We start from the raw sequence: 23838 nt of genomic DNA on the forward strand, positions 1-23838 counted from the left end.
CAGCATGGCCCGTTTCCTGATCGTCGAAGCCCGTTTCTATGACCACCTCAACGACATGCTCGTGGCCGGCGCACGCGCCGCGCTCGAGGCCGAAGGACACGATGTCGACGTGCTGACCGTTCCCGGCGCACTCGAAGTGCCCGGCGCCATCGCGCTCGCCTCGGAGAGCGGCCAATACGACGGCTACGTCGGCATCGGCGTCGTCATCCGCGGCGAGACCTATCACTTCGAGATCGTTGCCGGCGAAAGCGCGCGCGGGATCATGGCGCTGACGATGGACGGAATGGCCATCGGCAACGGGATCCTTACAGTCGAGAACGAGGACCAGGCGCTGGTCCGCGCCGACCCGAGGCAGAAGGACAAGGGCGGCGAAGCGGCACAGGCCGCGATGGCCCTGCTCGCCCTGCAGCAGCGCTTCGCGGCCTAACGCCCGCCATCGAGGAATTCCTCGAGCCCCAGCGGCGCGAAGGGGCCGATGATCAGCTGTTCGAACACGCCGATACCCTCGGTGCCGTCACTGCCTATGACGCGCACCGGGACCTGGACGTGCAGGTTCTCGGGAGCGAGCGGGTCGAGATCGGCCAGTTCGATATCCTCGCGCGCGACCTTCAGCCGTCCGTGATACATGCCGTGACCCCATTCGGGATGAGTGTAACCGAGGCCGCGCATCTGGAAGCGCCCGAGCGGCTCGAAGCCGACCTGTTCGGGCGCGCCGGGTAGTGCCAGCGACAGCGTGCCGCCGGAAGGCCAGCGCGTCCCCTGCTCGAGCCGGGTCCGCATGCTGCCGTGCCCTTCGGCGAGCTCATCGGGTCCGGCACCCTCCCCCGCCCAGGCCGCGCGCGTGTTCCAGGCTTCGCCGTGCTGGTCGTTGTTGACGTGGAAGAACAGGCTGCCCTGAGGGAAATTGACAGGCGTCCACTGCCAGAAGAACCCCGGCAAGGTGTGCCCGGGCATTGGCTGCATGTCGCGCGCGCCGATAGGGCGCACACCCCAGCTCCGGTCGCGCGTTCCGAGTGTCCCTTCGGCCAGGTCGCGCCGTTCGCCGTCGACTTCGATCCAGCCCTGGTAAGTGCCGTTCTGTGTCAGCCGCGTATAGTCCATGAAGGCACGCGGACCGATGCGGTGAGCGAAGCGCGGCTCCTCGATCGGGAAGGCCCGCCCGGTGAAGGTTATGTCCGCCGCCATTCCCTCGCAGGGTTCCAGCCGGATCCGCAGGATGTTCAGCGCCTCGATGATCTCGACCGAGATCGGACCGGCCGCCATCGCCATTCGCTCCATGCCCAGCTCGGCGCTGGCGTGGATGCAGTGCTGCACCCCGTCGCGGACGATGTTGAAATGCGCGTCTATCACATCGAGATGCGGGTACACGCCCAGGGCGACCGCGAAGAACCCGCTGCCATCGGGGGCATAGCCGTTGAAGAAATAGCGGTCGTAGAAATTGCGGTCCGTCCCGGCATAGGCAACCGGTTCCGGCGTCTGGTGTATCGGATAATCGTCGCCGCGGCTCAGAACCACTAGATCGTCTCCTTCAAGGCCCCGATACTATCGCGCGCCAGCGCCAGCGAACAGGCCCCGCGCGCCATGGACAGGAAATTGGCATCGCCGCGCTCGGTCCGCTCTACGAAGGCCGCGCTGAAAACCGCCGTCGAAACGCCGTGGAGGATACCGAGCCGGTAATCGCGTTCGATGTCGTCCCGCTCCAGCACGACGCCGCGCGCCTGCATTTCGGACCGCCACAGCTCGAGCAATTGTTCTTCGTGGTCGCGCCACAGCGCCTCGCCCACGCCACACCCCATAAAATAGCCGACATCGGTCATCGGCCTGCCCCCTGCCACCGTCTGCCAGTCGAGCACGGCGATGGGTTCCGCTCCCCCGCGAATGTCGAACAGCATGTTGTCGAGGCGAAAATCGCCGTGCACCACGCATTGCGGCGGTTCTTCGCGTCCGAACCAGTGCGCGCTGGCCTCGGCAAGCTCCTCGCACAAAGCCATGAATTCGGGTTCGAGCGCGGCGGCGTAGCGCTCGCGGAAGATCGCCTGCGCCTGCGGATACATCGTTCCGAGACGCTCCTTCAGGTCGGCGGGCGGCTTGATCCACTCGGCCTGGAGCAGGTCCTCGCGGCCCCAGCTCGGCGCATGGATCGCCGCTGCCTGCCGCATGGCGGCGTGGGCATCTGCGATCGTGCAGCCGGCAATCTGGTCCCCCTGCCGTGCCGGACCGAGATCCTCGAACAGGAGAACGAACGCGCCTCCGGTTTCGTCGACGGCCGCAAAATGCACATGGGGCAAGCGCACATCGAGCAGGGGCGCGACCTGTCGGTAGAATTCCACTTCCTTGCGGTAGAGGCCGAACATGGCCGCCGTTCCGCGACTGGTAGCATCTGCGGCCGGAAACTTGCCCGCCAGCGTATTCGGCACTCCCTCGCCTTCGAGGCGGAAGCGCACGCTGTCGCCAACCTGGCCGGTGCCGATCGGCTCCCAGCTGACCGCGTCGACGCGCGCGCCCAGCTCCTCGCTGAGCCAAGCTGCGCTCACCTCGTCCGGATGGACCGGAAAATCCGCCAAGCGCCCCTCCCACAAAGAGCAATTGCCGGAACGCTAACGAGAGCCGTGCGTCCTGACAATCATGCAGGAGAGACGAGAATGAACGGACCGATCGAATGGGTCGCCTCGATCGGCGCCATAATCGCAGCAGCACTCATTGCCTTCGACCTGGGCCGGCGCCCGACGGCGTGGGGCTTCGTGCTGTTCTGCCTGGTTTCGATGCTGTGGATCTACATCGGGCTGACCAGCGATGCCCTCCCGCTTGCCGCAATGAACGGCGTGCTGCTGCTGATCAATGCCTGGGGCGTGTGGCAATACTGGTTTCACCCGAAGAACCGCGCCTAGCGGATCTTCGGGCGAGATGACGATCAGGAACCGATCCGGCCGAAACAGCTGCGTCCGGCATAGATGGCGCTGTCGCCCAGCTCTTCCTCGATGCGGATCAGCTGGTTGTATTTGGCGAGCCGGTCCGAACGCGCCAGGCTGCCGGTCTTGATCTGTCCGCAATTGGTGGCGACCGCGAGATCTGCGATGGTCGCATCCTCGGTTTCGCCCGAACGGTGAGACATCACCGCGGTATAGCCGGCGCGATTGGCGATGCTCACCGCGTCGAGCGTTTCCGACAGCGTGCCGATCTGGTTAACCTTGACCAGTAGCGAGTTCGCGAGGCCCTGATCGATTCCTTCGCGCAGACGCTGCGGATTGGTGACGAACAGGTCGTCGCCCACCAGTTGCACCGTATTGCCGATGCGGTCGGTGAGCGCCTTCCAGCCTTCGAAATCGTCCTCGGCCATGCCGTCCTCGATCGAGCGGATCGGATAGTCGCGGCACAACTTGTCGAGGTACTCGGCCATCTCATGTCCGTCGAGCGAGAGTTTCTCGCCCGTTATCTCGTACTTGCCGCCCTTGAAGAATTCGGTCGAGGCGCAGTCGAGCGCCAGAGCGATGTCCTCGCCCGGCTTGAACCCAGCCTGCTCGATCGATGCCATGATGAAGTCGAGCGCGTCGCGCGTGCTGGCGAGGTCGGGAGCAAAGCCGCCTTCGTCGCCCACGGCGGTCGCGAGTCCTTTCTCGTGGAGCTTCTTCTTCAACGTATGGAAGACCTCTGCTCCCCAGCGAACCGCCTCGGCGAGGCTGTCGGCGCCCACCGGCATGACCATGAATTCCTGGATGTCGATGGGGTTGTCGGCATGTTCGCCGCCATTGATGATATTCATCATCGGCACGGGCAGGACATGCGCCGAGACGCCGCCGATATAGCTGTAGAGCGGTAGGCCGCGCGCGTTTGCAGCCGCCTTGGCCACCGCCATGCTGGTGCCGAGGATGGCGTTGGCGCCGATCCTCCCCTTGTTGGGCGTGCCGTCGAGCGCGATCATCGAGAGGTCGATGTCGCGCTGGTCCTCGGCGTCGAAGGCCCCGACCAGCAGGTCGCGGATCTCGGTGTTGACCGCATCGACCGCCTTGGTCACGCCCTTGCCGAGATAGCGATCCTTGTCGCCGTCGCGCAGCTCGACCGCCTCGTGCGCGCCGGTCGAGGCACCGCTCGGCACCGCGGCCCGCCCGAAGCTGCCGTCGTCGAGCAGTACATCGACTTCAACGGTCGGATTCCCCCGAGAATCGAGAATCTCGCGGGCGTGGATGTCGATGATTGCGGTCATGGGTGCTAGCGCTCCGGGCAAAGGTGTTGTAATTGTCTAAAACACCCCCAGGTGGGGAGTCCGCAGCGCTCTATGCGTCGGAACATTGCTGTGCAAGTTGCGTTGCAACGTGGAAGGCGATCACGCCGGACGAATACGAATTGAGGGCAAGGACGATTACCATGGCAGAGACCCCCGCAGGCGGCGCGCCCAAAAAGCGCAAGACCCCTACCACCAAGACAAACACAGCCAAGAAAACCACCACCGCGAAGCCGCGCAAGACCGCGGCCAAGACCGGTACAGCCAAGGAGAAGGCTCCCGTGACCAAGCCCACCACTAGCTCAACCACCGACAACCGCGCCGAAGCGAAATCGCGTTTCAATGCCGCCCTGGAAGAAGCCAAGGCGGGTGCTGCGGCACTCAAGGCCGAGGGTCGCGATCGTGCCGTCGCCTATCGCGACCAGGCGAAGGGCAAAGGCGAAGACTGGGTGACCGACGCCAAGGCTTATGGCGAGGAAGCCAAGGTCAAGGGCCGCGAGCTCGCCACCGAAGGCAAGGTCAAGGCCGGCGAAGGTCTTCGCTCGCTGAGCAAGCTGGTCAGTGAGAATGCCCACCAGGTCGACGAGAAGCTGGGCGCGAAATATGGCGATTATGCCCGCAGCGCCTCGAAGTCGCTCGACACCTACGCCACCAAGCTCGACGAGAAGAGCGTGGACGACCTGGTCGAGGATGGCCGTGAATTCGTCCGCAAGAGCCCGGGCAAGGCGCTCGGCATCGCCGCGCTTGTCGGCTTCATGTTTTCGCGTCTATTCCGCAGCTCGCGCTGAGCGAGCTGCCACGGGGGACTGAATGCGGGACGATGAACCCGAGCGTACGGACGATTTTGCCGGCCCGCTCGATCTGCCTGACGAGCACGAAGCTACCGATCCGCAGGGCGACGACGGTCACGATTATTCGCTGACCGACGACGTCCTGGCGCTGATCGAGGACGGCAAGACCTATGCCGAAGCCGAACTGCGGTTCCAGAAGAGCCGCGCGGGGTTCATCGCCAACCGTACCAAGGGCGCAATCGCATTCGGCCTCGGGGCTTTCGGCGTGTTCCACCTGGCCCTGATCGCCGCGACCGTGGGCCTTGTCATCGCCCTCGTCCCGCTCATCGGTGCCTGGGGCGCAACTGCGCTGGTCACGCTGGTGCTCGTCATCGCCGGAGTGATCCTGCTGCGCCTCCTCAAGCGCCGCATCGACGACATCCGCGAGGCATTCGACGTGGAGGACCCGTCGTGAACACACGCCGCGCACGCATGATCGCAGACCGGCACCTGCGCGATTCCGCACGGGCACTGGTCGAAGCCGATATCGAGCATCTCAAGGCCGATTTCACGCACAAGAGCCTCGCCGAACGCGCGATGGACCGCGTCATGGATGGGGCGACCGATCTTTACGAAGAAGCAGTGGACATGGCCGAGGACAACAGGGGCGCCCTCGCCGCACTGGTCGCCGCGGTGGTGGTCTGGTTCGCGCGCAATCCGATCCTCGAGCTGCTCGGCTTCGCCCCCGAAGAACGCGACGACGAGGATTCGGACGAAGAGCAGGAACATCGGACCGCCGAGATTCGTTGATCGCACGAACACATTTTCCGGAGGATTTCATGGCCGATGCAGCCGAAAGCAACGTCACCCCGATCAGCGCCGATAGCAAGCTGAGCGATTCCGAAAAACGCGAACAGCTCCGCGCCCGGATCGAAGCGGGTGAGCAGCGCAATGAACAGCGCAGCCTCGCCGACCAGGCGAAGGAGATGGCCGACACCGCGCTCGATTTCACGCGAAAGCATCCGCTGGCCGTGGTGGGCGGTGTGCTCGTACTGGGGCTTGCCGCAGGTGCGATGACGCGGAAGGGCCGCCGTCTCGGGCGGCGCGGTGGAGCCTTCGCCGGGCTCGCGGCCGACGCGGCGATCGCCTATGGCGCGCGCATGATCGACGGTCTGGTCGACGGCGCGCAATATGCCGGCGACAGGATCGAGGATTTCGGCGACAGCGCCGCAACCACCGCGCGCGGGTTGCGCCGCGATGCCGCCTACAAGCTCGATACCGCGAGCGATGCGCTCCGCGCCTCGGGGCGCAAGGCCGGTCGCAAGGGAAGCCGCGCCTACCGCGCGCTTCGCAGCCGCCTGACGCACTGATTTCATTTCAACCATGACCGGCCATAGCGGCGCGGCGGGCTTGCCTGTCGCGCCGCTTTCGCTATGTGGCGCAGCCATTCCTGCCCTCCCCAAGAGAAAGACATCCCGATGGAAGAAAAAGAGAGCAAGCAGACGCTCTATCTCGTGATGGGTGGCCGCGTCACCGATCCGCGCAGCGTGACGTTCGCCGATCCCGAAAGCATCCATGTCGCCGGCGTTTTCAGCAGCTACGATCTCGCGGTCGATGCGTGGCGCTCGAATGCCCAGCGCACGGTCGACGATGCAGAGATGAAATACGTCATCGTCCACCTGCACAAACTGCTCGACCCGGGCGCCTGACCCGGTCGGTCGTCTCGACCACGACAACGATACCAACACACTGAGGCCGGCCCGCATCCGCGCGAGCCAGCCTCATGCGTTTCCATTCCACGAACGACCCATCGCCGAGGGCCATCGCGACATCCCGATCGGCCTCAGGCGTTGGAACGCGCGATCAGATGAACTCGATCTTGTCGATCAGGTAGAACTTGTCGCCCGAGGGTACGGTCACTTCGACCTCTTCCTCGATCTGCTTGCCGATCAGCGCCCGTCCGATCGGCGAGTTATAGCTGATCCGTCCCTTCGAGGCGTCTGCCTCGGTCTGGCCGACGATCTGGTAACGCACCGGCTTGTCGTCTTCGTCGAGCAGGGTGACGGTCGCGCCGAAGATCACCTTGTCGCCGCTCAGCGTGGTGGGATCGATAATCTGCGCGCGGCTGATCTTGTCCTCCAACTCGCCGATCATGGCCTCGACCTGGCCCTGGCGTTCTTTCGCCGCGTGATATTCGGCGTTTTCCGACAGGTCGCCATGCGCGCGAGCTTCCTCGATCGCATCGACGATCTTGGGGCGTTCGGCACGCAACATCTTCAGGTCCGCCGTGAGCTTCTCGTAGCCCTCGGCCAACATCGGCACTTTTTCCATAGGACCCCTTGTCCTTCCTGTTCGAGCCGTTCCCCGGGACAATTCGAACCCGGTCCGCCGGGATGCGGAACCCAATCGGTTCGAATGTCTGGGGGGATCGGTGGCGTGTGTTCTGTCAGCTATAATAGTCTTGCAACGAACGCACTTCAAGCTGGTCCGGCGAAACCTCGGCGATCGCCTGCGCCACGGCAAGCGAAGCGGCAGCGGTGGTGTAGTAGGGCAGCTTCTTTTCCAGCGCGGCCTCGCGGATCGATTTGCTGTCGAGCAGCGACTGCCAACCCTCGGTGGTGTTGAAGATCAACTGCACCTCGCCGTCGATGATCGCATCGACGATATGCGGGCGTCCTTCGGCAACCTTGTTGACCGGTTCGACCGCCAGCCCCTGTTCGGCAAGGTAGCGCTGCGTGCCGCCGGTGGCGATGACGCGGAAGCCCTTGTCGAGCAGCGTCTCGACCGCCGGCACGATCGCCGCCTTGTCGCTATCCTTGACCGATACGAACAGCGTCCCGGACTGCGGGGGCTTCATCCCGGCGCCCAACTGCGACTTGAGGAAGGCGGCGGCGAAACCGCGGTCGATCCCCATCACCTCGCCGGTCGATTTCATTTCGGGCGAAAGGACCGGGTCGGCGCCCGGGAAACGCGCGAAGGGGAAGACCGCTTCCTTGACCGCCATGTGGTCCGGATTGAGGTCGAAGGGTTCGAAACTGTCGAGCCGTTCGCCCGCCATCACCCGCGCGGCGACCTTGGCGATCGGCTGGCCGATGGCCTTGGCGACGAAGGGCACCGTGCGGCTGGCGCGCGGGTTGACCTCGATCAGGTAGACCTCGCCGTCCTTGACCGCGAACTGGACATTCATCAGCCCGCGGACCTTCAGCGCCACTGCCAGATCGGTCGCCTGACGCTCCATCTCGGCGATGATGTCGGCAGAGAGGCTGTAGGGCGGCAGCGTGCAGGCGGAATCGCCCGAATGGACGCCCGCTTCCTCGATATGCTGCATCACCCCTGCGATGCGGACATCGGTGCCGTCGGCGACGACATCGACGTCGCATTCGACCGCGTCGCGCAGGTACTGGTCGACCAGCACCGGGCTGTCGCCCGAGACATTGACCGCGGTGGCGATGTAGTCGTCGAGCTGCGCCTCGCTGTCGACGATTTCCATCGCCCGCCCGCCGAGCACGTAGGAGGGACGCAGCAGCACCGGGTAGCCGATGCGATGCGCCACCGCGGCGGCCTCGTCACGGCTCTTGGCGATACCGTTCATCGGCTGCTTGAGCTTGAGCTGGTTGACCAGCTTGGCGAAGCGCTCGCGGTCTTCGGCAAGGTCGATCGCGTCGGGGCTGGTGCCGAGGATCGGGATCCCTTCGCGTTCGAGCGCTGCGGCGAGCTTCAACGGAGTCTGCCCGCCGAACTGGACGATCACGCCAACGACCTCGCCCTTCGACATCTCGACACGCATGATTTCGAGCACGTCTTCTTCCGTGAGCGGCTCGAAATAGAGCCGGTCCGAGGTGTCGTAGTCGGTCGAGACGGTTTCGGGATTGCAGTTGACCATGATCGTCTCGAACCCGGCCTCGCTCAGCGCGAAACAGGCGTGGACGCAGCAATAGTCGAATTCGATGCCCTGGCCGATACGGTTGGGCCCGCCGCCGAGAATGACGATCTTCTTGCGGTCGGACGGCATCGCCTCGTCCTCGGCCTCTCCGAAGCTGGGCGCCTCGTAGGTCGAGTACATATAGGGCGTGACCGCCTCGAATTCGGCGGCGCAGCTGTCGATCCGCTTGTAGACTGGATAGACGCCGAGCTTGCGGCGCAGGGCGCGCACTTCCTGTTCGCTGGTGGCGCCCGCCATCGCGCGCAGCGCATCGTGGAGCAGGCCGGAGCGCTTGGCCTGCGTCTCGCCGAGACCGCCGGCCACACCGACCGAGCGTACCGCGAGCGTGGCGAGACGCTTGTCGGAAAAGCCCATCGCCTTCAGCCGACGCATTTCGGCGGCGTCGCGCGGGAGGCCCTGGTGGCCGATCATCTTCTCTTCGTAGATGATCGCCTCGATCTGGCGCAGGAACCACGGGTCGAATCCGGTGATTTTCGCCAGCTCCTCGACGGTGAAATCCTCGCGGAAGGCCTGCGCGATCTTGAGCACGCGGTCGGGCGTGCGCTTGCTGAGCGAGGCCACGATCACCTCGCGGCTGACGTTCTCGAATTCTGTGATGCGATTGAAGCCGTCGAGCCCCGTCTCAAGCCCGCGCAGCGCCTTCTGCATCGATTCGGCGAAGCAGCGGCCGATCGCCATGACCTCGCCGACCGACTTCATCGCGGTCGACAGTTCGTTCTTCGAACCCTTGAACTTCTCGAAAGCGAAGCGCGGGATCTTGGTGACGACATAGTCGATGGTCGGCTCGAAACTTGCGGGCGTCGCGCCGGTGATCTCGTTCTGGATCTCGTCGAGCGTGTAGCCGACCGCCAGCTTCGCCGCGACGCGCGCGATGGGGAAGCCGGTGGCCTTGGATGCGAGCGCCGAGCTGCGCGAAACGCGCGGGTTCATCTCGATCACGATCAGGCGGCCGTCTGCCGGATTGACCGCGAACTGGACGTTCGAACCGCCAGTTTCCACGCCGATTTCGCGCAGCACCTCGATGCTGGCGGTGCGCATGATCTGGTATTCCTTGTCGGTCAGCGTCAGCGCCGGCGCGACTGTGATGGAGTCGCCCGTATGCACGCCCATCGGATCGACATTCTCGATCGAGCAGATGATGATGCAATTGTCCTTGCGGTCGCGCACCACCTCCATCTCGTATTCCTTCCAGCCGAGGAGCGATTCCTCGATCAGGACCTCGGTGGTGGGCGAAGCGTCGAGACCTTCGCGGACGATCTTGTCGAACTCGGCCTTGTTGTAAGCAATACCGCCGCCGGTGCCGCCCAGCGTGAAGCTAGGGCGGATGATGGCGGGAAGGCCGGTGCGTTCGAGCACGGCAAAGGCCTCCTCGACCGTATTGGCGACGCCGCTGCGCGCGCTTTCGAGCCCGATCTTGTCCATCGCCTCGCGGAAGCGCTGGCGGTTTTCGGCCTTGTCGATGGCATCGGCATTGGCGCCGATCATGGTCACGCCGAACTTCTCCAGCGTGCCGTCGTTGAACAGCGCGAGCGCGCAGTTGAGCGCGGTCTGGCCGCCCATCGTCGGCAGCACCGCGTCGGGGCGTTCCTTCTCGATGATCTTGGCGACGATCTCGGGCGTGATCGGCTCCACATACGTGGCGTCGGCCATTTCCGGATCGGTCATGATCGTGGCGGGGTTGGAGTTGACCAGGATGACCCGGTAGCCCTCTTCCTTCAGCGCCTTGATCGCCTGCGTGCCGGAATAGTCGAACTCGCAGGCCTGGCCGATGATGATCGGGCCAGCGCCAATGACGAGGATCGAGGAGATGTCAGTGCGTTTGGGCATTCTTTTCCGCCGCTCTTATTCTTTCAAAATCTTGTACGATGGGAGACAGCGCCTGAGGATGATCTGAGGATCTGACCAATCCGTAGACTTCGTGATCCGCGATCGATTCGAGAACGCAGTTGAGCGCGTCGTCGGATTGTTCACTTAAAACAAAACCAGAAGTTACGCCCACATGTGGCATCCCGTTGGAGGCCCAAATCGAAAATTCTTCGATCCCGCAATTTCGAAGAATTTCGGGGTTTTTCTCAAAAATTTCGTCTCGCGCAAACGCTGTCGTTTCGGGGAGATCCTCCCTATCCGAAACAATAAGGTAAGCTTTCCGGGTAGAATCTTCGTCGTCATCCCAAAGCCAAACCAGACTTTGCGCAAGCAGAGCCACCAGTAATCCTGCGAGGAACCAGATGAGGCGGGTGCGCCTCACCCCAGCATCCCCACGAATTTCTCGAACAGGTAGAAGCTGTCCTGCGGCCCCGGGCTCGCCTCGGGGTGGTATTGCACGCCGAACGCCTTCTTGCCCTTGATCGAAATGCCGCAGTTCGTCCCGTCGAAGAGCGAGACGTGGGTCTGCTCCACCTCCGGCGGCAGCGTGCCGACATCGACCGCGAAGCCGTGGTTCATGCTGGTGATCTCGACAAGGCCGGTGCTCTCGCCCCACTCGCCGCCGACACGCTGGACGGGGTGGTTGGCGCCGCGGTGGCCCTGGAACATTTTGGCGGTCTTCGCCCCTGCCGCGAGGCCGAGCATCTGGTGGCCGAGGCAGATGCCGAACAGCGGCACGTCGGCATCGAGCAGCGCCTTGATCACCGGCACCGCATATTCGCCCGTCGCCGCCGGATCGCCGGGGCCGTTGGAGAGGAACACGCCGTCGGGCTTCAGCGCCATGACCTCGTCGAACGAGCTGCGCGCAGGCACCACGGTGACTTTCGCGCCCGCCTTCACGAGGTTGCGGAAGATATTGTCCTTCGCGCCATAGTCGATCGCGACGACATGCGGCTTTTCCGCCTGACCGTTGGTATAGCCGAAGCCGAGCTGCCAGTGGCCGCCGGTCCAGTCTTCGGCGCCCTCGCGCGTCACGCCGGGGACGAGGTCGAGGCCTTCGAGCCCGCTCCATTCCGCCGCCTGCTGCTTCAGCGCCTTGAGGTCGAATTCGCCGCGCGGGCTGTGCGCAATCACTGCGTTTGGTGCGCCCGCCATGCGGATCCGACGGGTCAGCGCGCGCGTGTCGACGCCCGACAGGCCGATCTTGCCGTGCTCGCGCATCCATTCGACGAATTCGTTCTGCGCGCGGAAGTTCGAATGCGGCGTCACTTCCTGCCGCACCACGCAGCCGACCGCGCCGAGGCCGCGGCTTTCATGGTCTTCCTCGTTCGCGCCGACATTGCCGATATGCGGGAAGGTGAAGGTGACGATCTGGCTGTCGTAGGAGGGATCGGTCATCACCTCCTGATACCCGGTCATCGCGGTGTTGAAGCAGACTTCGCCCACCGCGCTGCCGCTGGCGCCGAAGCCCTTGCCCCAGATGACGGAGCCATCGCCGAAGACGAGGACTCCGGTAGCGCCTTTAGGTTGCGCGTGCGAAGATGCGGACAGGGCCATGGGCGCTCCGGGTAAAAGGTTTCCAGCGATGTGTGCTAAGTCCCAGCCGCTAGGGGCCGCAGCGATTCCCGTCAAGCAGAACACTTGGCATATCGGTGCACCGTTCTAAATGGGCTGCGAACACCAGACACTAACTATCGGAAATCCCATGCTGCGCGAAAAAATCCAGGCCGAGACCGTCACTGCCATGAAGGCCAAGGACAAGGAGCGCACCGCCGCGCTGCGCCTGATCGGGGCCAAGATCAAGGATCGCGATATCGAGCTGCGCACCTCGGACACAAAGCCGGAAGACGACGAACTCGTCACCGACGTCCTCCTGAAGATGGCCAAGCAGCGCCGCGAATCGATCGAGATGTACGAGGATGGCGGGCGCCAGGAGCTCGCCGACAAGGAGAAATCCGAGCTGGCGGTGATCGAGGAATTCCTGCCCAGGCAGATGAGCGAGGACGAGACCCGAGCCGCCATCGCCGCGATCAAGGCCGAGCTCGGTGCCGAGGGCATGAAGGACATGGGCCGCGTGATGGGGGAACTTAAGGCCCGCCATGGCGCTACTCTCGACATGAGCAAGGCCAGCGGGCTGGTAAAGGAAGCGCTGTCATGAACCGTATCGCCGTCGCCCTCCCCCTCGTTCTCGCGCTCGGCGCCTGCGGCAGCGATGCCGACGAACCGCCGACCGATCTCGATGTGGCAGTGAGCGACGGCGAGGCCGAGGCGCTGGCGCGCCAAATCGAAGCGGGCGATTTCCTCGACCTCAGGCTCGGCGCGAAGATCGTCGGGCCGCAAGGTGAAGAGGTCGAAAGCGCACTGTCGAACTCCGAAGGCAATTTCGCCGACATGCGCAGCTTCGTCGCCTGCCCCACCGGCATGAAGACCTGCGACCCGCCTAAGGCACCCGAGGGAACGGTCTATACCTACGTCCATGTCGTCTACCCGGGCGAGGACAACGATGACGACAGCGGCAGCGGCGCAGGCAATGATTCCTCCGATGTCGAGCGCGCGACCGTCTTCCGCATGACCCGCCCGGCAATCGGCTTCACCGGCACAGCGGGCTATTCGAAGGACGAGGCCATGGCCGCGATCGGGCCGAAGGCCGACATCGTTATCACATGCGACGACGGTGCGCTGGTGTGGACCGTAAGCGCGGGCGACGGCGGCGATCAATGGGACCAGGCCGAACCGCTGACCTTCTGGTGGCAGTCGACCGTGCCCCCCGCGGGGCCTGCCGCGGCCTATGCGATCACCGCGAACTACACGCAGGCGACGGGCAGCGGCCCCTATCCCGGCAAGGCAGCGGGCGCGACCAATGCCTGCGAGGCGCCTCCGGCAAGGACCTGAGGCCCTCGGGACCGCAGAGTGCGGGGATAAGCCTGTGGAGCGTTCTGCCGCCGCCTAGCGGCCAAGGAGTGCGAGCGGTAAGGTCTGCGACCTTATGGCCCTGTCTCCCCAATGGCTCGACGAATTGCGCATGCGGACCACGCTGTCCGCGGTGATCGGTCGTACCCTGCGGCTGACCAAGGCGGGGCGCGAGTTCAAGGCCTGCTGCCCCTTCCACAACGAGAAGACGCCGAGCTTCTATGTCAATGACGAGAAGGGTTTCTACCATTGCTTCGGTTGCGAGGCGCATGGCGACGCGATCCGCTGGCTGACCGACCAGCGCGGCATGCCTTTCATGGATGCGGTGAAGGAACTGGCGGCAGAGGCCGGGATGGAAGTCCCCGCCCCCGATCCGCGTGCCGCACAGCGGGCGGAAAAGCGCGCCAGCCTGCACGATGTGACCGCGGCGGCGCAGGACTGGTTCGCCGACAATCTGAAATCCTCCGATGGCGCGCAGGCGCGTGCCTATCTCGGCCGGCGCGGATTCTCCGAGGCGACGGTGCGCGAATTCGGTTTCGGCTATGCGCCCGAGGACCGTCAGGCACTCAAGCGCGCGCTGGCCCGGTTCGACGAAGCAATGCTGGTGGAATCGGGCATGCGCATCGCGGTCGAGGACAAGGAGCCCTACGACCGGTTCCGCGGCCGGCTGATGCTGCCGATCCACGACATGCGCGGGCGGGTGATCGCCTTCGGTGGCCGCGTACTCGATCCCGACGGCAAGCCCAAATACCTCAACAGCCCCGACACCCCGTTGTTCGACAAGGGCCGCACGCTTTACAACCTCCACCGCGCCGCGCCTGCTGCCCGCCAGAGCGGGCGGATGATCGTGGTCGAAGGCTATATGGATGCGATCGCGCTCGCCAATGCGGGTATTCGCGAAGCGGTCGCCCCGCTCGGCACCGCGCTGACCGAGAACCAGATCGAACTGCTGTGGCGCCAGGTCGAGCGCCCGATCCTGTGCTTCGACGGCGACAATGCCGGCCAGCGTGCGGCGATGCGCGCGATCGCGCGCGTGCTGCCCATGCTGCGCCCGGCGCATTCGCTGGCGATCGTGCGCATGCCCGCGGGCAAGGACCCCGACGACCTCATCCGCGAAAAGGGCGTCGCCGCCATCGAGGACCTGCTGGCGCGGCCCGCGAGCCTGCTCGACACGCTGTGGGAATTCGAGAAGGCCGCCGGCGCACTCGACACCCCCGAGGACAAGGCCGGCCTCAAGGCGCGGCTGCTCGACCATGTCGACGCCATCCAGCACCCCGACATCCGCGCGCTCTACAAGCGCGAACTGCTCGAGCGCTTTTCCGCGCTCGCCTTCCCGCCGCGCCCGCCGCGCGAGTTCCAGCCCCGTGGCGACTGGAAGAAAGGCGGGTTCAGGCAGCCCGCTCCTGCGCTCGCCCCCGAAGCGCGCGCAAGCCTGACGCGGGCGATGCAGGGCGGCGCCCGCGATGCCCTGACCCGCGCGGTGATCGCCGGGCTGGTCAAATATCCCGACCAGATCCTGCGCCACGAGGAAGCGCTGTCGGACCTCGCCCGGCGTGACCAAAATGTCGGCCCCGCGATCGATTCGCTGCTCGAAGCGGCCGAGACGCTTGATTTGTCCGCCCAATCGACCATATCGCTCGAACGAGGCCTTCCCGCCCCACCGGAAAAAGCTCATTTCGCCTTCCTTGATGAAGGCACCGACCCGGGTGATGCGCGCGAGGATCTGGCCGAGGCCGTGTCGTTGCTGGTCGAAAGACCTGCGCTGGAGGCTGCGCTCGCCGCAGCCACTGCGCGTTTCGAGCGCGATCCGGAAGGCTCCATCGCCGAACAGGCCCGATTGCGCGAGCGATTGCTGGCACTTAACGAGCGGTTGAAGCGTTTCGGTCGCAGGAAAGCGGCAGCGACCGGCGAAACCGAATCATGATCTGCCGGGTGCGCGGCCCGCGGAAAAGAAAAAGACTGGACTGAAACACCTCATGGCAACCAAGTCGAAGACCAAGGACGACGGCGACGCTCCCCTGATCGACCTCAACGAGGCATCGGTGAAAAAGCTCCTCGCGAAGGCGAAGAAGCGCGGCTACGTCACCTATGACGAGCTCAACGACGCGCTGCCTTCGGGCGAGATGAGCTCGGACCAGATCGAGGACATCCAGTCTGCCCTGTCCGACATGGGCGTGCAGATTGTCGAAAGCGACGAAGAGGCCGAGGCCGCTGCCGAGGAAGCCGAAGAGGTCGAGGAAATCGAGGCTGCCGACGGCAAGAAGGAAGCCAAGAAGACGACCACCGCCGCGGCGGCAAAGAAGACTTCAACCGGCGAACGCACCGATGATCCGGTGCGCATGTATCTGCGCGAAATGGGCGCGGTCGAACTGCTCAGCCGCGAGGGCGAAATCGCCATCGCCAAGCGTATCGAAGCGGGCCGCGACATGATGATCATGGGCCTGTGCCAGAGCCCGATCACCTTCCACGCCATCATCCAGTGGTCCGAAGCGCTCAACGCCGAGGAAATGCAGCTGCGCGAGATCCTCGATCTCGACGCCATGCTGTCGAAGGAGCCCCCGCCCGAAAAGATGGCGGAGGAAGAGGAAGACGACGACGGCGAGATTTCGGAAGAAACCGCCGGACCGACCATCCGCGACGATGACGAAGACGACGATTCCGACGAGGACGGCGAGGACGGCGAAGAAGGTTCGTCCAAGAGCGACGACGACGAGGACGAGGACAACACCATGTCGCTCGCCCAGATGGAAGCCGCGCTCAAGCCCGACGCCATCGAACGCTTCGCGCGCATCACCGACCTGTTTGGCAAGTTCGAGAAGCTCCAGAAGGAGCGCGTCGAACTGATGGCCAAGGGCGAGACTTTCAGCGCGGCCAAGGAAAAGAAATACGAAGCGCTGTCCGAACAGCTCACCGCCGAGGTCGAAAGCGTCCAGTTCCATGCGACCAAGATCGAATTCCTGGTCGACAACCTCTATGCCTTCAACCGCCGCCTGACCGCTCTCGGCGGCCAGATGCTGCGCCTCGCCGAGCGCCACAAGGTCAAGCGGCTCGACTTCCTCGATGCCTATATCGGCAACGAGCTCGATGACAGCTGGCTCAAGGAACGCGCCAAGAAGGACAAGAAGTGGGCTGCGTTCGCCGAGAAGGAAGCCGACGCGGTCGAGCGCATCCGCGCCGAAATCTCCGACATCGCCAGCCAGACGGGCATGGCGCTCGAGGAATTCCGCCGCATCGTCAACATGGTCCAGAAGGGCGAGCGCGAAGCGCGCATTGCCAAGAAGGAAATGGTCGAGGCGAACCTGCGCCTGGTTATCTCGATCGCCAAGAAATACACCAACCGCGGGCTGCAGTTCCTCGACCTGATCCAGGAAGGCAATATCGGCCTGATGAAGGCGGTCGACAAGTTCGAATACCGCCGCGGCTACAAGTTCAGCACCTACGCCACCTGGTGGATCCGCCAGGCGATCACCCGTTCGATCGCCGACCAGGCGCGCACGATCCGCATCCCGGTCCACATGATCGAGACGATCAACAAGCTGGTCCGCTGTTCGCGCCAGTTCCTGCACGACCAGGGCCGCGAGCCGACGCCCGAAGAGATGGCCGAGAAGCTCTCCATGCCGCTCGAGAAGGTGCGCAAGGTGATGAAGATCGCCAAGGAACCGATCAGCCTCGAGACGCCGATCGGCGACGAGGAGGATTCGCACCTCGGCGATTTCATCGAGGACAAGAACGCGATCATCCCGGTCGATGCGGCGATCCAGGCGAACCTCAAGGAAACGGTCACCCGCGTGCTGGCGTCGCTCACCCCGCGCGAAGAACGCGTGCTGCGCATGCGCTTCGGCATCGGCATGAACACCGATCACACGCTGGAGGAAGTTGGCCAGCAGTTCTCGGTAACGCGCGAACGTATCCGCCAGATCGAGGCCAAGGCGCTGCGCAAGCTCAAGCACCCGAGCCGCAGCCGCAAGATGCGCTCGTTCCTCGATCAGTAGACGTAATTGGAGGGGTCGTCGTGAAGAAAATCTGCCTCGTCTGGGCGGCCTTTGCGCTGGTGCCGACCGCTGTCTCTGCGCAAGAGCTAACAAACACAGGCACGACCGAAGTCGAGTTGCGACTGGCTCGCGAAATCTTGGCGATTACGTATCCTGAATCCGAACGCGAGGCGATGTTCCAAGGCGTTTCGGAACAAATGGAATCGCAATTGATGCGGTCCATGGGACCGCTCCTCAACGATCCCGGAGCGCTCTCGATAGTCGAAGATTTCCAAAAGGCAGTGGCCGAGGATCAGAAACCGATCCTCAAACGCCATATCCCCTTGCTAATGGATGCCTGGGCGCAAGGCTATGCGGATATCTTTAGCGAGCAAGAGCTACGGGATATCCTGGCTTTTGTGACGACCGAAACCGGCAGTGCCTTCATGTTGAAGTCGACTAAGGTCATGACAACACCGCAGTTCGCCGCTGCAAATGAAGCATATTTGGGTGAGGCCATGGCGGTGGTCTTTGCCAAGATGCCCGCTCTCGTCGAAACCCTGACGGAATACAAGGAAAGCCAGGCTGCGGAGTGATCCCCGGCATCTCAAAAACGGGGACAGGGGGTCGCGCGAATCACGCCCCTCCCCTATGTGGCCCCGCATGCGTATCGCCATTGCCTCCGACCATGCCGCCATCGACCTCAAGGCCGAGCTGCGCGACTGGTTGATCGAGCAGGGCCACGAGGTCGCCGACCTCGGCCCCGAGACCACCGACAGCGTCGATTATCCCGACTTCGGCTACAAGCTCGCGAGCGTCGTCGCCGATGGCACGGCAGAGCGCGGGGTCGCGCTTTGCGGCTCGGGGATCGGCATTTCGATGAGCGTCAACCGCAATCCCGCCGTGCGCTGCGCGCTGGTTTCCGAACCGCTTTCGGCCAACCTCGCGCGCGAACACAATGACGCCAATTGCATCGCCATGGGCGCTCGGCTGACCGGCAGCGACATGGCCAAGGCGTGCCTCGCGGCCTTCCTCGACACCGAATTCGCCGGCGGCCGTCACCAGCGCCGCGTCGACAAGCTATCCAATCCGGAGATCTGACTTGGCTACCCAGCCCGCCTCGACCGACCGCAGCCCGATGGACCGTTTCTGGCACGACACGCTCGCCGAAGCCGATCCCGAAATCTATGGCGCAATTCGCAAGGAGCTTGCACGCCAGCAGGACAAGATCGAGCTCATCGCGAGCGAGAATATCGCCTCGACCGCGGTGCTCGAGGCCACCGGCTCGGTGTTCACCAACAAATACGCCGAAGGTTATCCGGGCAAGCGCTATTACGGCGGCTGCGACTATGCCGATGTCGTCGAAACGCTGGCGATCGAACGCGCCAAGCAGCTGTTCGGCTGCAATTTCGCCAACGTCCAGCCCAATTCGGGTTCGCAGATGAACCAGGCGGTGTTCCTCGCGCTGCTGCAGCCGGGCGACACCTTCATGGGGCTCGACCTCAATTCGGGTGGCCACCTGACCCACGGATCGCCGGTCAATATGAGCGGCAAGTGGTTCAATCCCGTCAGCTACGGGGTGCGCAAGGACGACGAGCGGATCGACATGGACGAGGTCATGGCGATCGCGAAGGAGCACAAGCCCAAGCTAATCATCGCGGGCGGCACCGCCTATTCGCGCGTCTGGGACTGGGCCGCCTTCCGCAAGGTCGCAGACGAAGTCGGCGCCTATCTCATGGTCGACATGAGCCACATTTCGGGGTTGATTGCCGGGGGCGCACACCCATCGCCCTTCCCGCATGCGCATGTCGTCACCACCACCACGCACAAGAGCCTGCGCGGCCCGCGCTCGGGGGTGATCCTGTGGGACGACGAGGAGCTGACCAAGCCGATCAACATGTCGGTATTCCCCGGCATGCAGGGCGGACCGCTGATGCATGTGATCGCGGCGAAGGCGGTCGCCTTCGGCGAGGCGCTGCGCCCCGACTTCAAGGATTACGCCAACCGCGTGGTCGAAAACGCCCGCGCGCTGGCCGAGGGGATCGAGGCCAACGGGTTGCGCGTCGTTTCGGGCGGGACCGACAACCATTCGATGCTGGTCGATCTGACGGCGAAGGATGTGACCGGCAAGGCCGCCGAGGCCGGGCTCGACCGCGCCTGGCTGACCTGCAACAAGAACGGCATTCCCTACGATACGCGCAGTCCCTTCGTGACCAGCGGCATCCGCCTCGGCACGCCCGCCGGCACGACGCGTGGCTTCGGCCCCGACGAGTTCCGAAAGATTGGCGCGCTGATCTGCGAAGTGGTAGACGGTCTCTCGCGCAACGGCCCCGAAGGCGACGGGCAGGTCGAAAAGCAGGTGCGCGGCAAGGTCGCCGAGCTCTGCGCTGCCTTCCCCGTCTATCCCGGGCGCTGAGGAGACGAGCGATGGATGACCACGAACCCAACCACCAGGATCACGATCTGGTTTCCGACGCAGGTGCGGAAATCAAGGCCATGGCGAAGCAGGGCCTCGATCATCCCTCGACCAAGCCGGTCCTAACCGGGGCCGCCGTGGGTGCGGTCGCGGCAGGGCTCCTGCCGGTGGTGACCTGGCCTGTGGGCCTCGTCGCAGGTGCCGGCTTCATGCTCTACAAGCGCCTCCGACCCTAAATGCGCTGCCCCTTCTGTGCGCATGACGACAGCCAGGTAAAGGACAGTCGTCCGACCGAGGATTCGACCTCGATCCGGAGGCGTCGGCAATGTTCAAGCTGCGGCGCGCGCTTCACCACCTTCGAACGCGTCCAGCTGCGCGACGTCACCGTGGTCAAGAGCAACGACCGGCGCGAGGCTTTCGATCGCGGCAAGCTCGAGCAGTCGATTTCGCTCGCCTGCCGCAAGCGCGATGTGCCGCAGGAACGGATCGACCAACTCGTCTCGGGCATCCAGCGGCAGGTCGAAACCGCCGGCGACCCCGAGGTTCCCTCGCAGCGCATCGGCGAGATGGTGATGGACGGGCTCAAGGGCCTCGACAGCGTCGCCTATATCCGCTTCGCCAGCGTCTATCGCGACTTCAGCGAAGCGCGGGATTTCGAGGAATTCGCCAGCACGGTGCAGGAAGCGGCAGCCCATGAGCGCGGCTGAAGGCTCGGGGCCGGTCATCGTCCTCGTCCGGCCGCAGCTGGGCGAAAACATCGGCAAGGCGGCGCGCGCGATGCTCAATTTCGGGCTCACCGAAATGCGGCTGGTCGAACCGCGCGACGGCTGGCCCAATCCTTCGGCCGGCCCTGCCGCGGCGGGCGCCGATAGCGTGCTCGAGCGCGCCGAAGTCTTCGCCTCGACCGCCGAGGCGGTGGCGGACTGCGCGCATGTCTACGCAACCACAGTGCGCAAGCGCGGCGTGACCAAGCCGGTGGTGACGCCCGAGGAGGCGAGCCGCGAGATCGCCGGTGCCCGGGGCCGCAGCGCGATCCTGTTCGGCCCCGAACGCTCGGGACTGGAGACCGCCGATGTGGCGCTCGCCCGCGCCATCCTGACCGTGCCGATCAATCCCGAATTCGGCTCACTCAATCTCGCGCAGGCAGTGATATTGTGCGCCTACGAGTGGTCGAAGCACGCACAATTGGTTCAACCGACGCAGGAAGACCTGCTTCCCCCCGCCCCCCAGGAAGAGCTCGACGGGCTGATCGCGCATCTCGAATCAATGCTCGAGCCGAAGGGCTATTTCCTGCCCGAGTCGCGTGCCGAAGCGACCCGGCGGACCTTGCGGGGCGTGTTGACCAAACCGGCGTGGAATCATCTCGAAGTCCGCACCTTGCGCGGAGTTCTTTCTTCTCTGGAAAGAGAAGCAAAGAAGTAAATCGAGTAGATTTGCTGAATAGACCGCGATCTGTTATATTTCTCTTCAGGCCTTCTTGGAAAGGCTGGTTTCAAAGAGGGTGCAGTCATGAAGACATTCCCATTGGCCGCGGCAACTATCGGCGCATTTTTCGCTTTCGCTCCGCTTCAGGCGCAGGAGCCTACTGAGGCGGATGCCAAGATCGAGCGCGCAGCGGTGACCGATGAAGCCGCTGCGGAAGATTCCCAGCGCGGCGACGAAGCAATCGTCTGCCGTGACCTTGCTCCCAAGGTCGGCACGCGCATTCCCGGCCGCCGGGTTTGTCTGCCGATTTATCAATGGGAGGAGTGGGAAAAGACCACCCGCGAAACCGCCCAGGATGTCGAAATGCGCGGACGACTATACGCGAACTGATAATTTTTACGCGCGAGATCCCTTCACAATTCTCCTTGCATCGAGCAAGAATGGGCACGGTTTAAGAAAGCCACCTGTAAGGAGAGATTGTGAAAATTAGAGAAATCGGCATCGCCACAGCTACTGCAGCTTTGCTCTTCATCCCGCTTTCGACAGCCTCGGCTGACGACGACAAGGGCGTCATCGCAAGCGAAGACAGCGCCGCAGCGGACAATGACGAGACGATTCGCTGCAAACGCGTACCGCCTCCGGTGGGTTCGCGTCTGGGTTCGAAAAAGGTTTGCAAGACCAATGCAGCCTGGCGTCTCGAACGTGAAGCCGCCGCGGACGCTGCGCGCGAAACGCAGGACCGCAGTGGAACGGGCAATACCCGGACTAGTGGCTGACCAATTCGCGAAAGGCTGATTGGGAAGGCTTGACGAGTTTATGAGCCCCGGGTGTTGTGCTATGTTATGGCGCAGGAGGTCATTATGACGAAGTCCAAATTCGTAGCAGCGATTGGAGCTGCGGTTCTTGTCACCCTTCCCATCACCGGACTTTCGGCCGGTGAACCGGTAAAGGGCCAAAAGGTGGACAAGAACCACGGAAGCGCCAATGATCCGGCAACGGTCGTCTGTAAGCGCCTTCCGCCTCCGGCCGGAAGCCGTATTTCGGGCAAGAAGGTTTGCAAGACAAACGCGGCCTGGAACGCGGAAAGAGAAGCTGCGGGAGTCGCCGCTCGAGAACGCCAAGATCGATCGGCCGTTGCCACCCGCGGCAACTGATTTCGATCATTTGGGAGCGCGCAACCGGTCCCATTCGTCGAGTTCATAGGCGATCGAGGTTTCGACCAGATCGTCCCAGATTTGCGCGATCCTCCCGGCGGGAAGGTCGCGCTTTTCTGCATCGGCACGGGCATTCTCGATCACCTCGGCCTTACGCGCCTCGTCGCGTACGACATCGCGGTTGGTCTTGATCCGGGCGGCGGCGCGCATGTAGCCGAAGCGCCGGTCGAGCAGTTCCATCAGCTCGCGATCGGTCCGGTCCACCCCGATACGCACCTCGCGCATGTCGGTGCACTCTTCGGGCAGCTTGAAATCGTCACTCATGGCGCGCGCCCTGCCGCGCTTGCGAGCGCTTGTCGAGCACCTATCTTCACCCTTGACGAGGCGCGCGATGCTGCTATTGGCGCGCCTTCGCGAATTGGCCCCGCACCCCGGTGAAGCGGTGGCCGCATCGTAGCCCCTGGCGCGATGGTGCGATGCCGGGTTGAATGGCCGCCGCTGGGGCGGCTCAGCAAATTGGAGACGACTCATGTCGAAGCGCAAGAGCGCCAAGTACAAACTCGACCGCCGGATGGGTGAAAACATCTGGGGTCGCCCGAACAGCCCCGTCAACAAGCGTTCCTACGGTCCCGGCCAGCACGGCCAGCGCCGCAAGAGCAAGATGAGCGACTTCGGCCTGCAGCTGCGCGCCAAGCAGAAGCTCAAGGGCTATTACGGCGACGTCACCGAGAAGCAGTTCAAGCGCACCTATCAGGAAGCGTCGCGCATGAAGGGCGACACCGGCCAGAACCTGATCGGCCTGCTCGAACAGCGTCTCGACATGGTGGTCTACCGCGCCAAGTTCGCCCCGACCATCTTCGCCGCCCGCCAGATCGTGAGCCACGGCCACATCTACCTCAACGGCGTGAAGACCAACATCGCCTCGGCCCGCGTCAAGGTCGGCGACGTCGTCTCGCTGGGCAAGAAGGCGCAGGAAATGGCGCTGGTCATCGAAGCGCAGAGCCTGCCCGAGCGTGAGATCCCCGACTATGTCGCGCCCGACGGCAACGACAAGGTGACCTTCACCCGCGTGCCCAAGCTCGACGAAGTGCCCTACCCGGTCACCATGGAACCGAACCTCGTGGTCGAGTTCTACTCGCGCTAAGCCTCACGGCAGCGACATGA

Annotated in this window: 29 protein-coding genes; 21 read left to right on the plus strand and 8 right to left on the minus strand. The window is 64.0% G+C overall.

What is annotated here, in order from left to right; all coding sequences use genetic code 11:
* The first annotated feature begins 4 nt into the window (after positions 1–4).
* Complete coding sequence (gene ribH, locus ACEQZ0_RS03330) at positions 5–427, plus strand: 6,7-dimethyl-8-ribityllumazine synthase (RefSeq protein ID WP_370188386.1); 423 nt, start codon at positions 5–7, stop codon at positions 425–427.
* Here the strand turns inward: ribH and ACEQZ0_RS03335 are convergent.
* Positions 424–1515, minus strand: a complete 1092-nt coding sequence (locus tag ACEQZ0_RS03335; RefSeq protein ID WP_370188387.1) for a hypothetical protein — start codon at positions 1513–1515, stop codon at positions 424–426. The two genes, ribH and ACEQZ0_RS03335, sit on opposite strands and share 4 nt — an antisense overlap.
* Positions 1515–2564 carry a phosphotransferase family protein gene (locus ACEQZ0_RS03340; RefSeq protein ID WP_370188389.1) on the minus strand — a complete coding sequence of 350 codons (1050 nt, stop codon included), beginning with the start codon at positions 2562–2564 and terminating at the stop codon, positions 1515–1517. Before ACEQZ0_RS03340 ends, ACEQZ0_RS03335 begins: the two co-directional genes overlap by 1 nt.
* A 78-nt stretch (positions 2565–2642) precedes the next feature.
* On the opposite strand from ACEQZ0_RS03340, the gene ACEQZ0_RS03345 reads away from it, so the two are divergent.
* On the plus strand, positions 2643–2888 hold the full coding sequence (locus ACEQZ0_RS03345) for a hypothetical protein (protein WP_370188391.1): 246 nt from the start codon (positions 2643–2645) through the stop codon (positions 2886–2888).
* Between the two features lie 23 nt (positions 2889–2911).
* On the opposite strand, the gene eno is transcribed toward ACEQZ0_RS03345, so the two are convergent.
* Entirely contained in the window at positions 2912–4201 is a 1290-nt protein-coding gene (eno, locus tag ACEQZ0_RS03350; protein ID WP_370188393.1) for a phosphopyruvate hydratase, read from the minus strand.
* 161 nt (positions 4202–4362) lie between these two features.
* On the opposite strand from eno, the gene ACEQZ0_RS03355 reads away from it, so the two are divergent.
* The 5 genes from ACEQZ0_RS03355 to ACEQZ0_RS03375 all read left to right on the plus strand — a co-directional run bounded on the left by ACEQZ0_RS03355 (position 4363) and on the right by ACEQZ0_RS03375 (position 6698).
* Positions 4363–5007 carry a hypothetical protein gene (locus tag ACEQZ0_RS03355; RefSeq protein ID WP_370188395.1) on the plus strand — a complete coding sequence of 215 codons (645 nt, stop codon included), beginning with the start codon at positions 4363–4365 and terminating at the stop codon, positions 5005–5007.
* 22 nt (positions 5008–5029) lie between these two features.
* Positions 5030–5464, plus strand: coding sequence for a phage holin family protein (locus tag ACEQZ0_RS03360; protein ID WP_370188396.1), 435 nt, complete (start codon positions 5030–5032; stop codon positions 5462–5464).
* Positions 5461–5799, plus strand: coding sequence for a hypothetical protein (locus ACEQZ0_RS03365; RefSeq protein ID WP_370188398.1), 339 nt, complete (start codon positions 5461–5463; stop codon positions 5797–5799). The genes ACEQZ0_RS03360 and ACEQZ0_RS03365 overlap by 4 nt, the downstream gene beginning before the upstream one ends.
* Before the next feature lie 29 nt (positions 5800–5828).
* Positions 5829–6359: a hypothetical protein gene (locus ACEQZ0_RS03370; protein ID WP_370188401.1), complete on the plus strand. Its 531-nt coding sequence runs from the start codon at positions 5829–5831 to the stop codon at positions 6357–6359.
* Positions 6360–6467: 108 nt separating this feature from the next.
* Positions 6468–6698, plus strand: a complete 231-nt coding sequence (locus ACEQZ0_RS03375; RefSeq protein ID WP_221603838.1) for a DUF4170 domain-containing protein — start codon at positions 6468–6470, stop codon at positions 6696–6698.
* Positions 6699–6852: 154 nt separating this feature from the next.
* On the opposite strand, the gene greA is transcribed toward ACEQZ0_RS03375, so the two are convergent.
* The 4 genes from greA to carA all read right to left on the minus strand — a co-directional run bounded on the left by greA (position 6853) and on the right by carA (position 12355).
* Positions 6853–7320 (minus strand): transcription elongation factor GreA, encoded by a 468-nt coding sequence (greA, locus tag ACEQZ0_RS03380; protein ID WP_370188403.1) that lies wholly within the window; start codon positions 7318–7320, stop codon positions 6853–6855.
* Between the two features lie 115 nt (positions 7321–7435).
* Positions 7436–10759, minus strand: a complete 3324-nt coding sequence (gene carB, locus ACEQZ0_RS03385) for a carbamoyl-phosphate synthase large subunit (RefSeq protein WP_370188405.1) — start codon at positions 10757–10759, stop codon at positions 7436–7438.
* Positions 10743–11180: a hypothetical protein gene (locus ACEQZ0_RS03390; protein WP_372520057.1), complete on the minus strand. Its 438-nt coding sequence runs from the start codon at positions 11178–11180 to the stop codon at positions 10743–10745. The genes carB and ACEQZ0_RS03390 overlap by 17 nt, the downstream gene beginning before the upstream one ends.
* Positions 11177–12355 carry a glutamine-hydrolyzing carbamoyl-phosphate synthase small subunit gene (carA, locus tag ACEQZ0_RS03395; RefSeq protein ID WP_370188409.1) on the minus strand — a complete coding sequence of 393 codons (1179 nt, stop codon included), beginning with the start codon at positions 12353–12355 and terminating at the stop codon, positions 11177–11179. Before carA ends, ACEQZ0_RS03390 begins: the two co-directional genes overlap by 4 nt.
* Before the next feature lie 148 nt (positions 12356–12503).
* Between carA and ACEQZ0_RS03400 the strand changes: the two genes are divergently transcribed.
* The 13 genes from ACEQZ0_RS03400 (at position 12504) to ACEQZ0_RS03460 (ending at position 22674) form a co-directional block, all read left to right on the plus strand.
* Positions 12504–12956 carry a GatB/YqeY domain-containing protein gene (locus tag ACEQZ0_RS03400; protein ID WP_370188411.1) on the plus strand — a complete coding sequence of 151 codons (453 nt, stop codon included), beginning with the start codon at positions 12504–12506 and terminating at the stop codon, positions 12954–12956.
* The gene (locus ACEQZ0_RS03405; RefSeq protein ID WP_370188413.1) at positions 12953–13690 is read left to right on the plus strand and encodes a hypothetical protein; all 738 of its coding nucleotides are present in this window, start codon (positions 12953–12955) and stop codon (positions 13688–13690) included. The genes ACEQZ0_RS03400 and ACEQZ0_RS03405 overlap by 4 nt, the downstream gene beginning before the upstream one ends.
* Positions 13691–13784: 94 nt before the next feature.
* Positions 13785–15632, plus strand: a complete 1848-nt coding sequence (dnaG, locus tag ACEQZ0_RS03410; protein WP_370188415.1) for a DNA primase — start codon at positions 13785–13787, stop codon at positions 15630–15632.
* A gap of 52 nt (positions 15633–15684) precedes the next feature.
* A complete protein-coding gene (gene rpoD, locus ACEQZ0_RS03415) occupies positions 15685–17700 on the plus strand; it encodes an RNA polymerase sigma factor RpoD (RefSeq protein ID WP_370188417.1) in 2016 nt (671 codons plus the stop codon).
* Between the two features lie 20 nt (positions 17701–17720).
* On the plus strand, positions 17721–18275 hold the full coding sequence (locus ACEQZ0_RS03420) for a DUF2059 domain-containing protein (RefSeq protein ID WP_370188418.1): 555 nt from the start codon (positions 17721–17723) through the stop codon (positions 18273–18275).
* Positions 18276–18342: 67 nt separating this feature from the next.
* Positions 18343–18780: a ribose 5-phosphate isomerase B gene (gene rpiB, locus ACEQZ0_RS03425; protein WP_370188420.1), complete on the plus strand. Its 438-nt coding sequence runs from the start codon at positions 18343–18345 to the stop codon at positions 18778–18780.
* Positions 18781–18817: 37 nt separating this feature from the next.
* Positions 18818–20095, plus strand: a complete 1278-nt coding sequence (gene glyA, locus ACEQZ0_RS03430) for a serine hydroxymethyltransferase (RefSeq protein ID WP_370189913.1) — start codon at positions 18818–18820, stop codon at positions 20093–20095.
* An 11-nt stretch (positions 20096–20106) separates the two neighbouring features.
* A complete protein-coding gene (locus tag ACEQZ0_RS03435; RefSeq protein ID WP_370188421.1) occupies positions 20107–20331 on the plus strand; it encodes a hypothetical protein in 225 nt (74 codons plus the stop codon).
* The gene (nrdR, locus tag ACEQZ0_RS03440; RefSeq protein WP_370188423.1) at positions 20332–20802 is read left to right on the plus strand and encodes a transcriptional regulator NrdR; all 471 of its coding nucleotides are present in this window, start codon (positions 20332–20334) and stop codon (positions 20800–20802) included.
* Entirely contained in the window at positions 20789–21517 is a 729-nt protein-coding gene (locus ACEQZ0_RS03445; protein WP_370188425.1) for an RNA methyltransferase, read from the plus strand. The genes nrdR and ACEQZ0_RS03445 overlap by 14 nt, the downstream gene beginning before the upstream one ends.
* A gap of 102 nt (positions 21518–21619) precedes the next feature.
* Complete coding sequence (locus ACEQZ0_RS03450; RefSeq protein WP_370188427.1) at positions 21620–21910, plus strand: hypothetical protein; 291 nt, start codon at positions 21620–21622, stop codon at positions 21908–21910.
* Between the two features lie 89 nt (positions 21911–21999).
* Entirely contained in the window at positions 22000–22296 is a 297-nt protein-coding gene (locus ACEQZ0_RS03455) for a hypothetical protein (protein WP_370188429.1), read from the plus strand.
* Positions 22297–22380: 84 nt separating this feature from the next.
* Positions 22381–22674: a hypothetical protein gene (locus ACEQZ0_RS03460; RefSeq protein WP_370188430.1), complete on the plus strand. Its 294-nt coding sequence runs from the start codon at positions 22381–22383 to the stop codon at positions 22672–22674.
* A 6-nt stretch (positions 22675–22680) separates the two neighbouring features.
* Here ACEQZ0_RS03460 and ACEQZ0_RS03465 read toward each other — a convergent pair whose 3' ends face one another.
* Positions 22681–22998, minus strand: coding sequence for a chorismate mutase (locus ACEQZ0_RS03465; RefSeq protein ID WP_370188432.1), 318 nt, complete (start codon positions 22996–22998; stop codon positions 22681–22683).
* Positions 22999–23203: 205 nt separating this feature from the next.
* Here ACEQZ0_RS03465 and rpsD point away from each other — a divergent pair, with 205 nt between their 5' ends.
* Positions 23204–23818, plus strand: coding sequence for a 30S ribosomal protein S4 (rpsD, locus tag ACEQZ0_RS03470; RefSeq protein ID WP_370188434.1), 615 nt, complete (start codon positions 23204–23206; stop codon positions 23816–23818).
* Positions 23819–23838 lie beyond the last annotated feature (20 nt).

This window comes from Qipengyuania sp., from assembly GCF_964227205.1.
GTDB lineage: Bacteria > Pseudomonadota > Alphaproteobacteria > Sphingomonadales > Sphingomonadaceae > Qipengyuania.

Excerpts from the sequence above, each read along its gene's own strand:
- rpoD (WP_370188417.1), top strand. The coding sequence starts at position 15,685 with ATGGCAACCAAGTCGAAGACCAAGGACGACGGCGACGCTCCCCTGATC.
- carA (WP_370188409.1), bottom strand. The coding sequence starts at position 12,355 with ATGGCCCTGTCCGCATCTTCGCACGCGCAACCTAAAGGCGCTACCGGA.
- nrdR (WP_370188423.1), top strand. The coding sequence starts at position 20,332 with ATGCGCTGCCCCTTCTGTGCGCATGACGACAGCCAGGTAAAGGACAGT.
- ACEQZ0_RS03355 (WP_370188395.1), top strand. The coding sequence starts at position 4,363 with ATGGCAGAGACCCCCGCAGGCGGCGCGCCCAAAAAGCGCAAGACCCCT.
- ribH (WP_370188386.1), top strand. The coding sequence starts at position 5 with ATGGCCCGTTTCCTGATCGTCGAAGCCCGTTTCTATGACCACCTCAAC.
- carB (WP_370188405.1), bottom strand. The coding sequence starts at position 10,759 with ATGCCCAAACGCACTGACATCTCCTCGATCCTCGTCATTGGCGCTGGC.
- greA (WP_370188403.1), bottom strand. The coding sequence starts at position 7,320 with ATGGAAAAAGTGCCGATGTTGGCCGAGGGCTACGAGAAGCTCACGGCG.
- ACEQZ0_RS03375 (WP_221603838.1), top strand. The coding sequence starts at position 6,468 with ATGGAAGAAAAAGAGAGCAAGCAGACGCTCTATCTCGTGATGGGTGGC.
- glyA (WP_370189913.1), top strand. The coding sequence starts at position 18,818 with ATGGACCGTTTCTGGCACGACACGCTCGCCGAAGCCGATCCCGAAATC.
- ACEQZ0_RS03370 (WP_370188401.1), top strand. The coding sequence starts at position 5,829 with ATGGCCGATGCAGCCGAAAGCAACGTCACCCCGATCAGCGCCGATAGC.
- rpsD (WP_370188434.1), top strand. The coding sequence starts at position 23,204 with ATGTCGAAGCGCAAGAGCGCCAAGTACAAACTCGACCGCCGGATGGGT.
- ACEQZ0_RS03435 (WP_370188421.1), top strand. The coding sequence starts at position 20,107 with ATGGATGACCACGAACCCAACCACCAGGATCACGATCTGGTTTCCGAC.
- eno (WP_370188393.1), bottom strand. The coding sequence starts at position 4,201 with ATGACCGCAATCATCGACATCCACGCCCGCGAGATTCTCGATTCTCGG.
- ACEQZ0_RS03460 (WP_370188430.1), top strand. The coding sequence starts at position 22,381 with ATGACGAAGTCCAAATTCGTAGCAGCGATTGGAGCTGCGGTTCTTGTC.
- ACEQZ0_RS03465 (WP_370188432.1), bottom strand. The coding sequence starts at position 22,998 with ATGAGTGACGATTTCAAGCTGCCCGAAGAGTGCACCGACATGCGCGAG.
- ACEQZ0_RS03345 (WP_370188391.1), top strand. The coding sequence starts at position 2,643 with ATGAACGGACCGATCGAATGGGTCGCCTCGATCGGCGCCATAATCGCA.
- ACEQZ0_RS03400 (WP_370188411.1), top strand. The coding sequence starts at position 12,504 with ATGCTGCGCGAAAAAATCCAGGCCGAGACCGTCACTGCCATGAAGGCC.
- ACEQZ0_RS03360 (WP_370188396.1), top strand. The coding sequence starts at position 5,030 with ATGCGGGACGATGAACCCGAGCGTACGGACGATTTTGCCGGCCCGCTC.
- rpiB (WP_370188420.1), top strand. The coding sequence starts at position 18,343 with ATGCGTATCGCCATTGCCTCCGACCATGCCGCCATCGACCTCAAGGCC.
- ACEQZ0_RS03445 (WP_370188425.1), top strand. The coding sequence starts at position 20,789 with ATGAGCGCGGCTGAAGGCTCGGGGCCGGTCATCGTCCTCGTCCGGCCG.
- ACEQZ0_RS03405 (WP_370188413.1), top strand. The coding sequence starts at position 12,953 with ATGAACCGTATCGCCGTCGCCCTCCCCCTCGTTCTCGCGCTCGGCGCC.
- dnaG (WP_370188415.1), top strand. The coding sequence starts at position 13,785 with ATGGCCCTGTCTCCCCAATGGCTCGACGAATTGCGCATGCGGACCACG.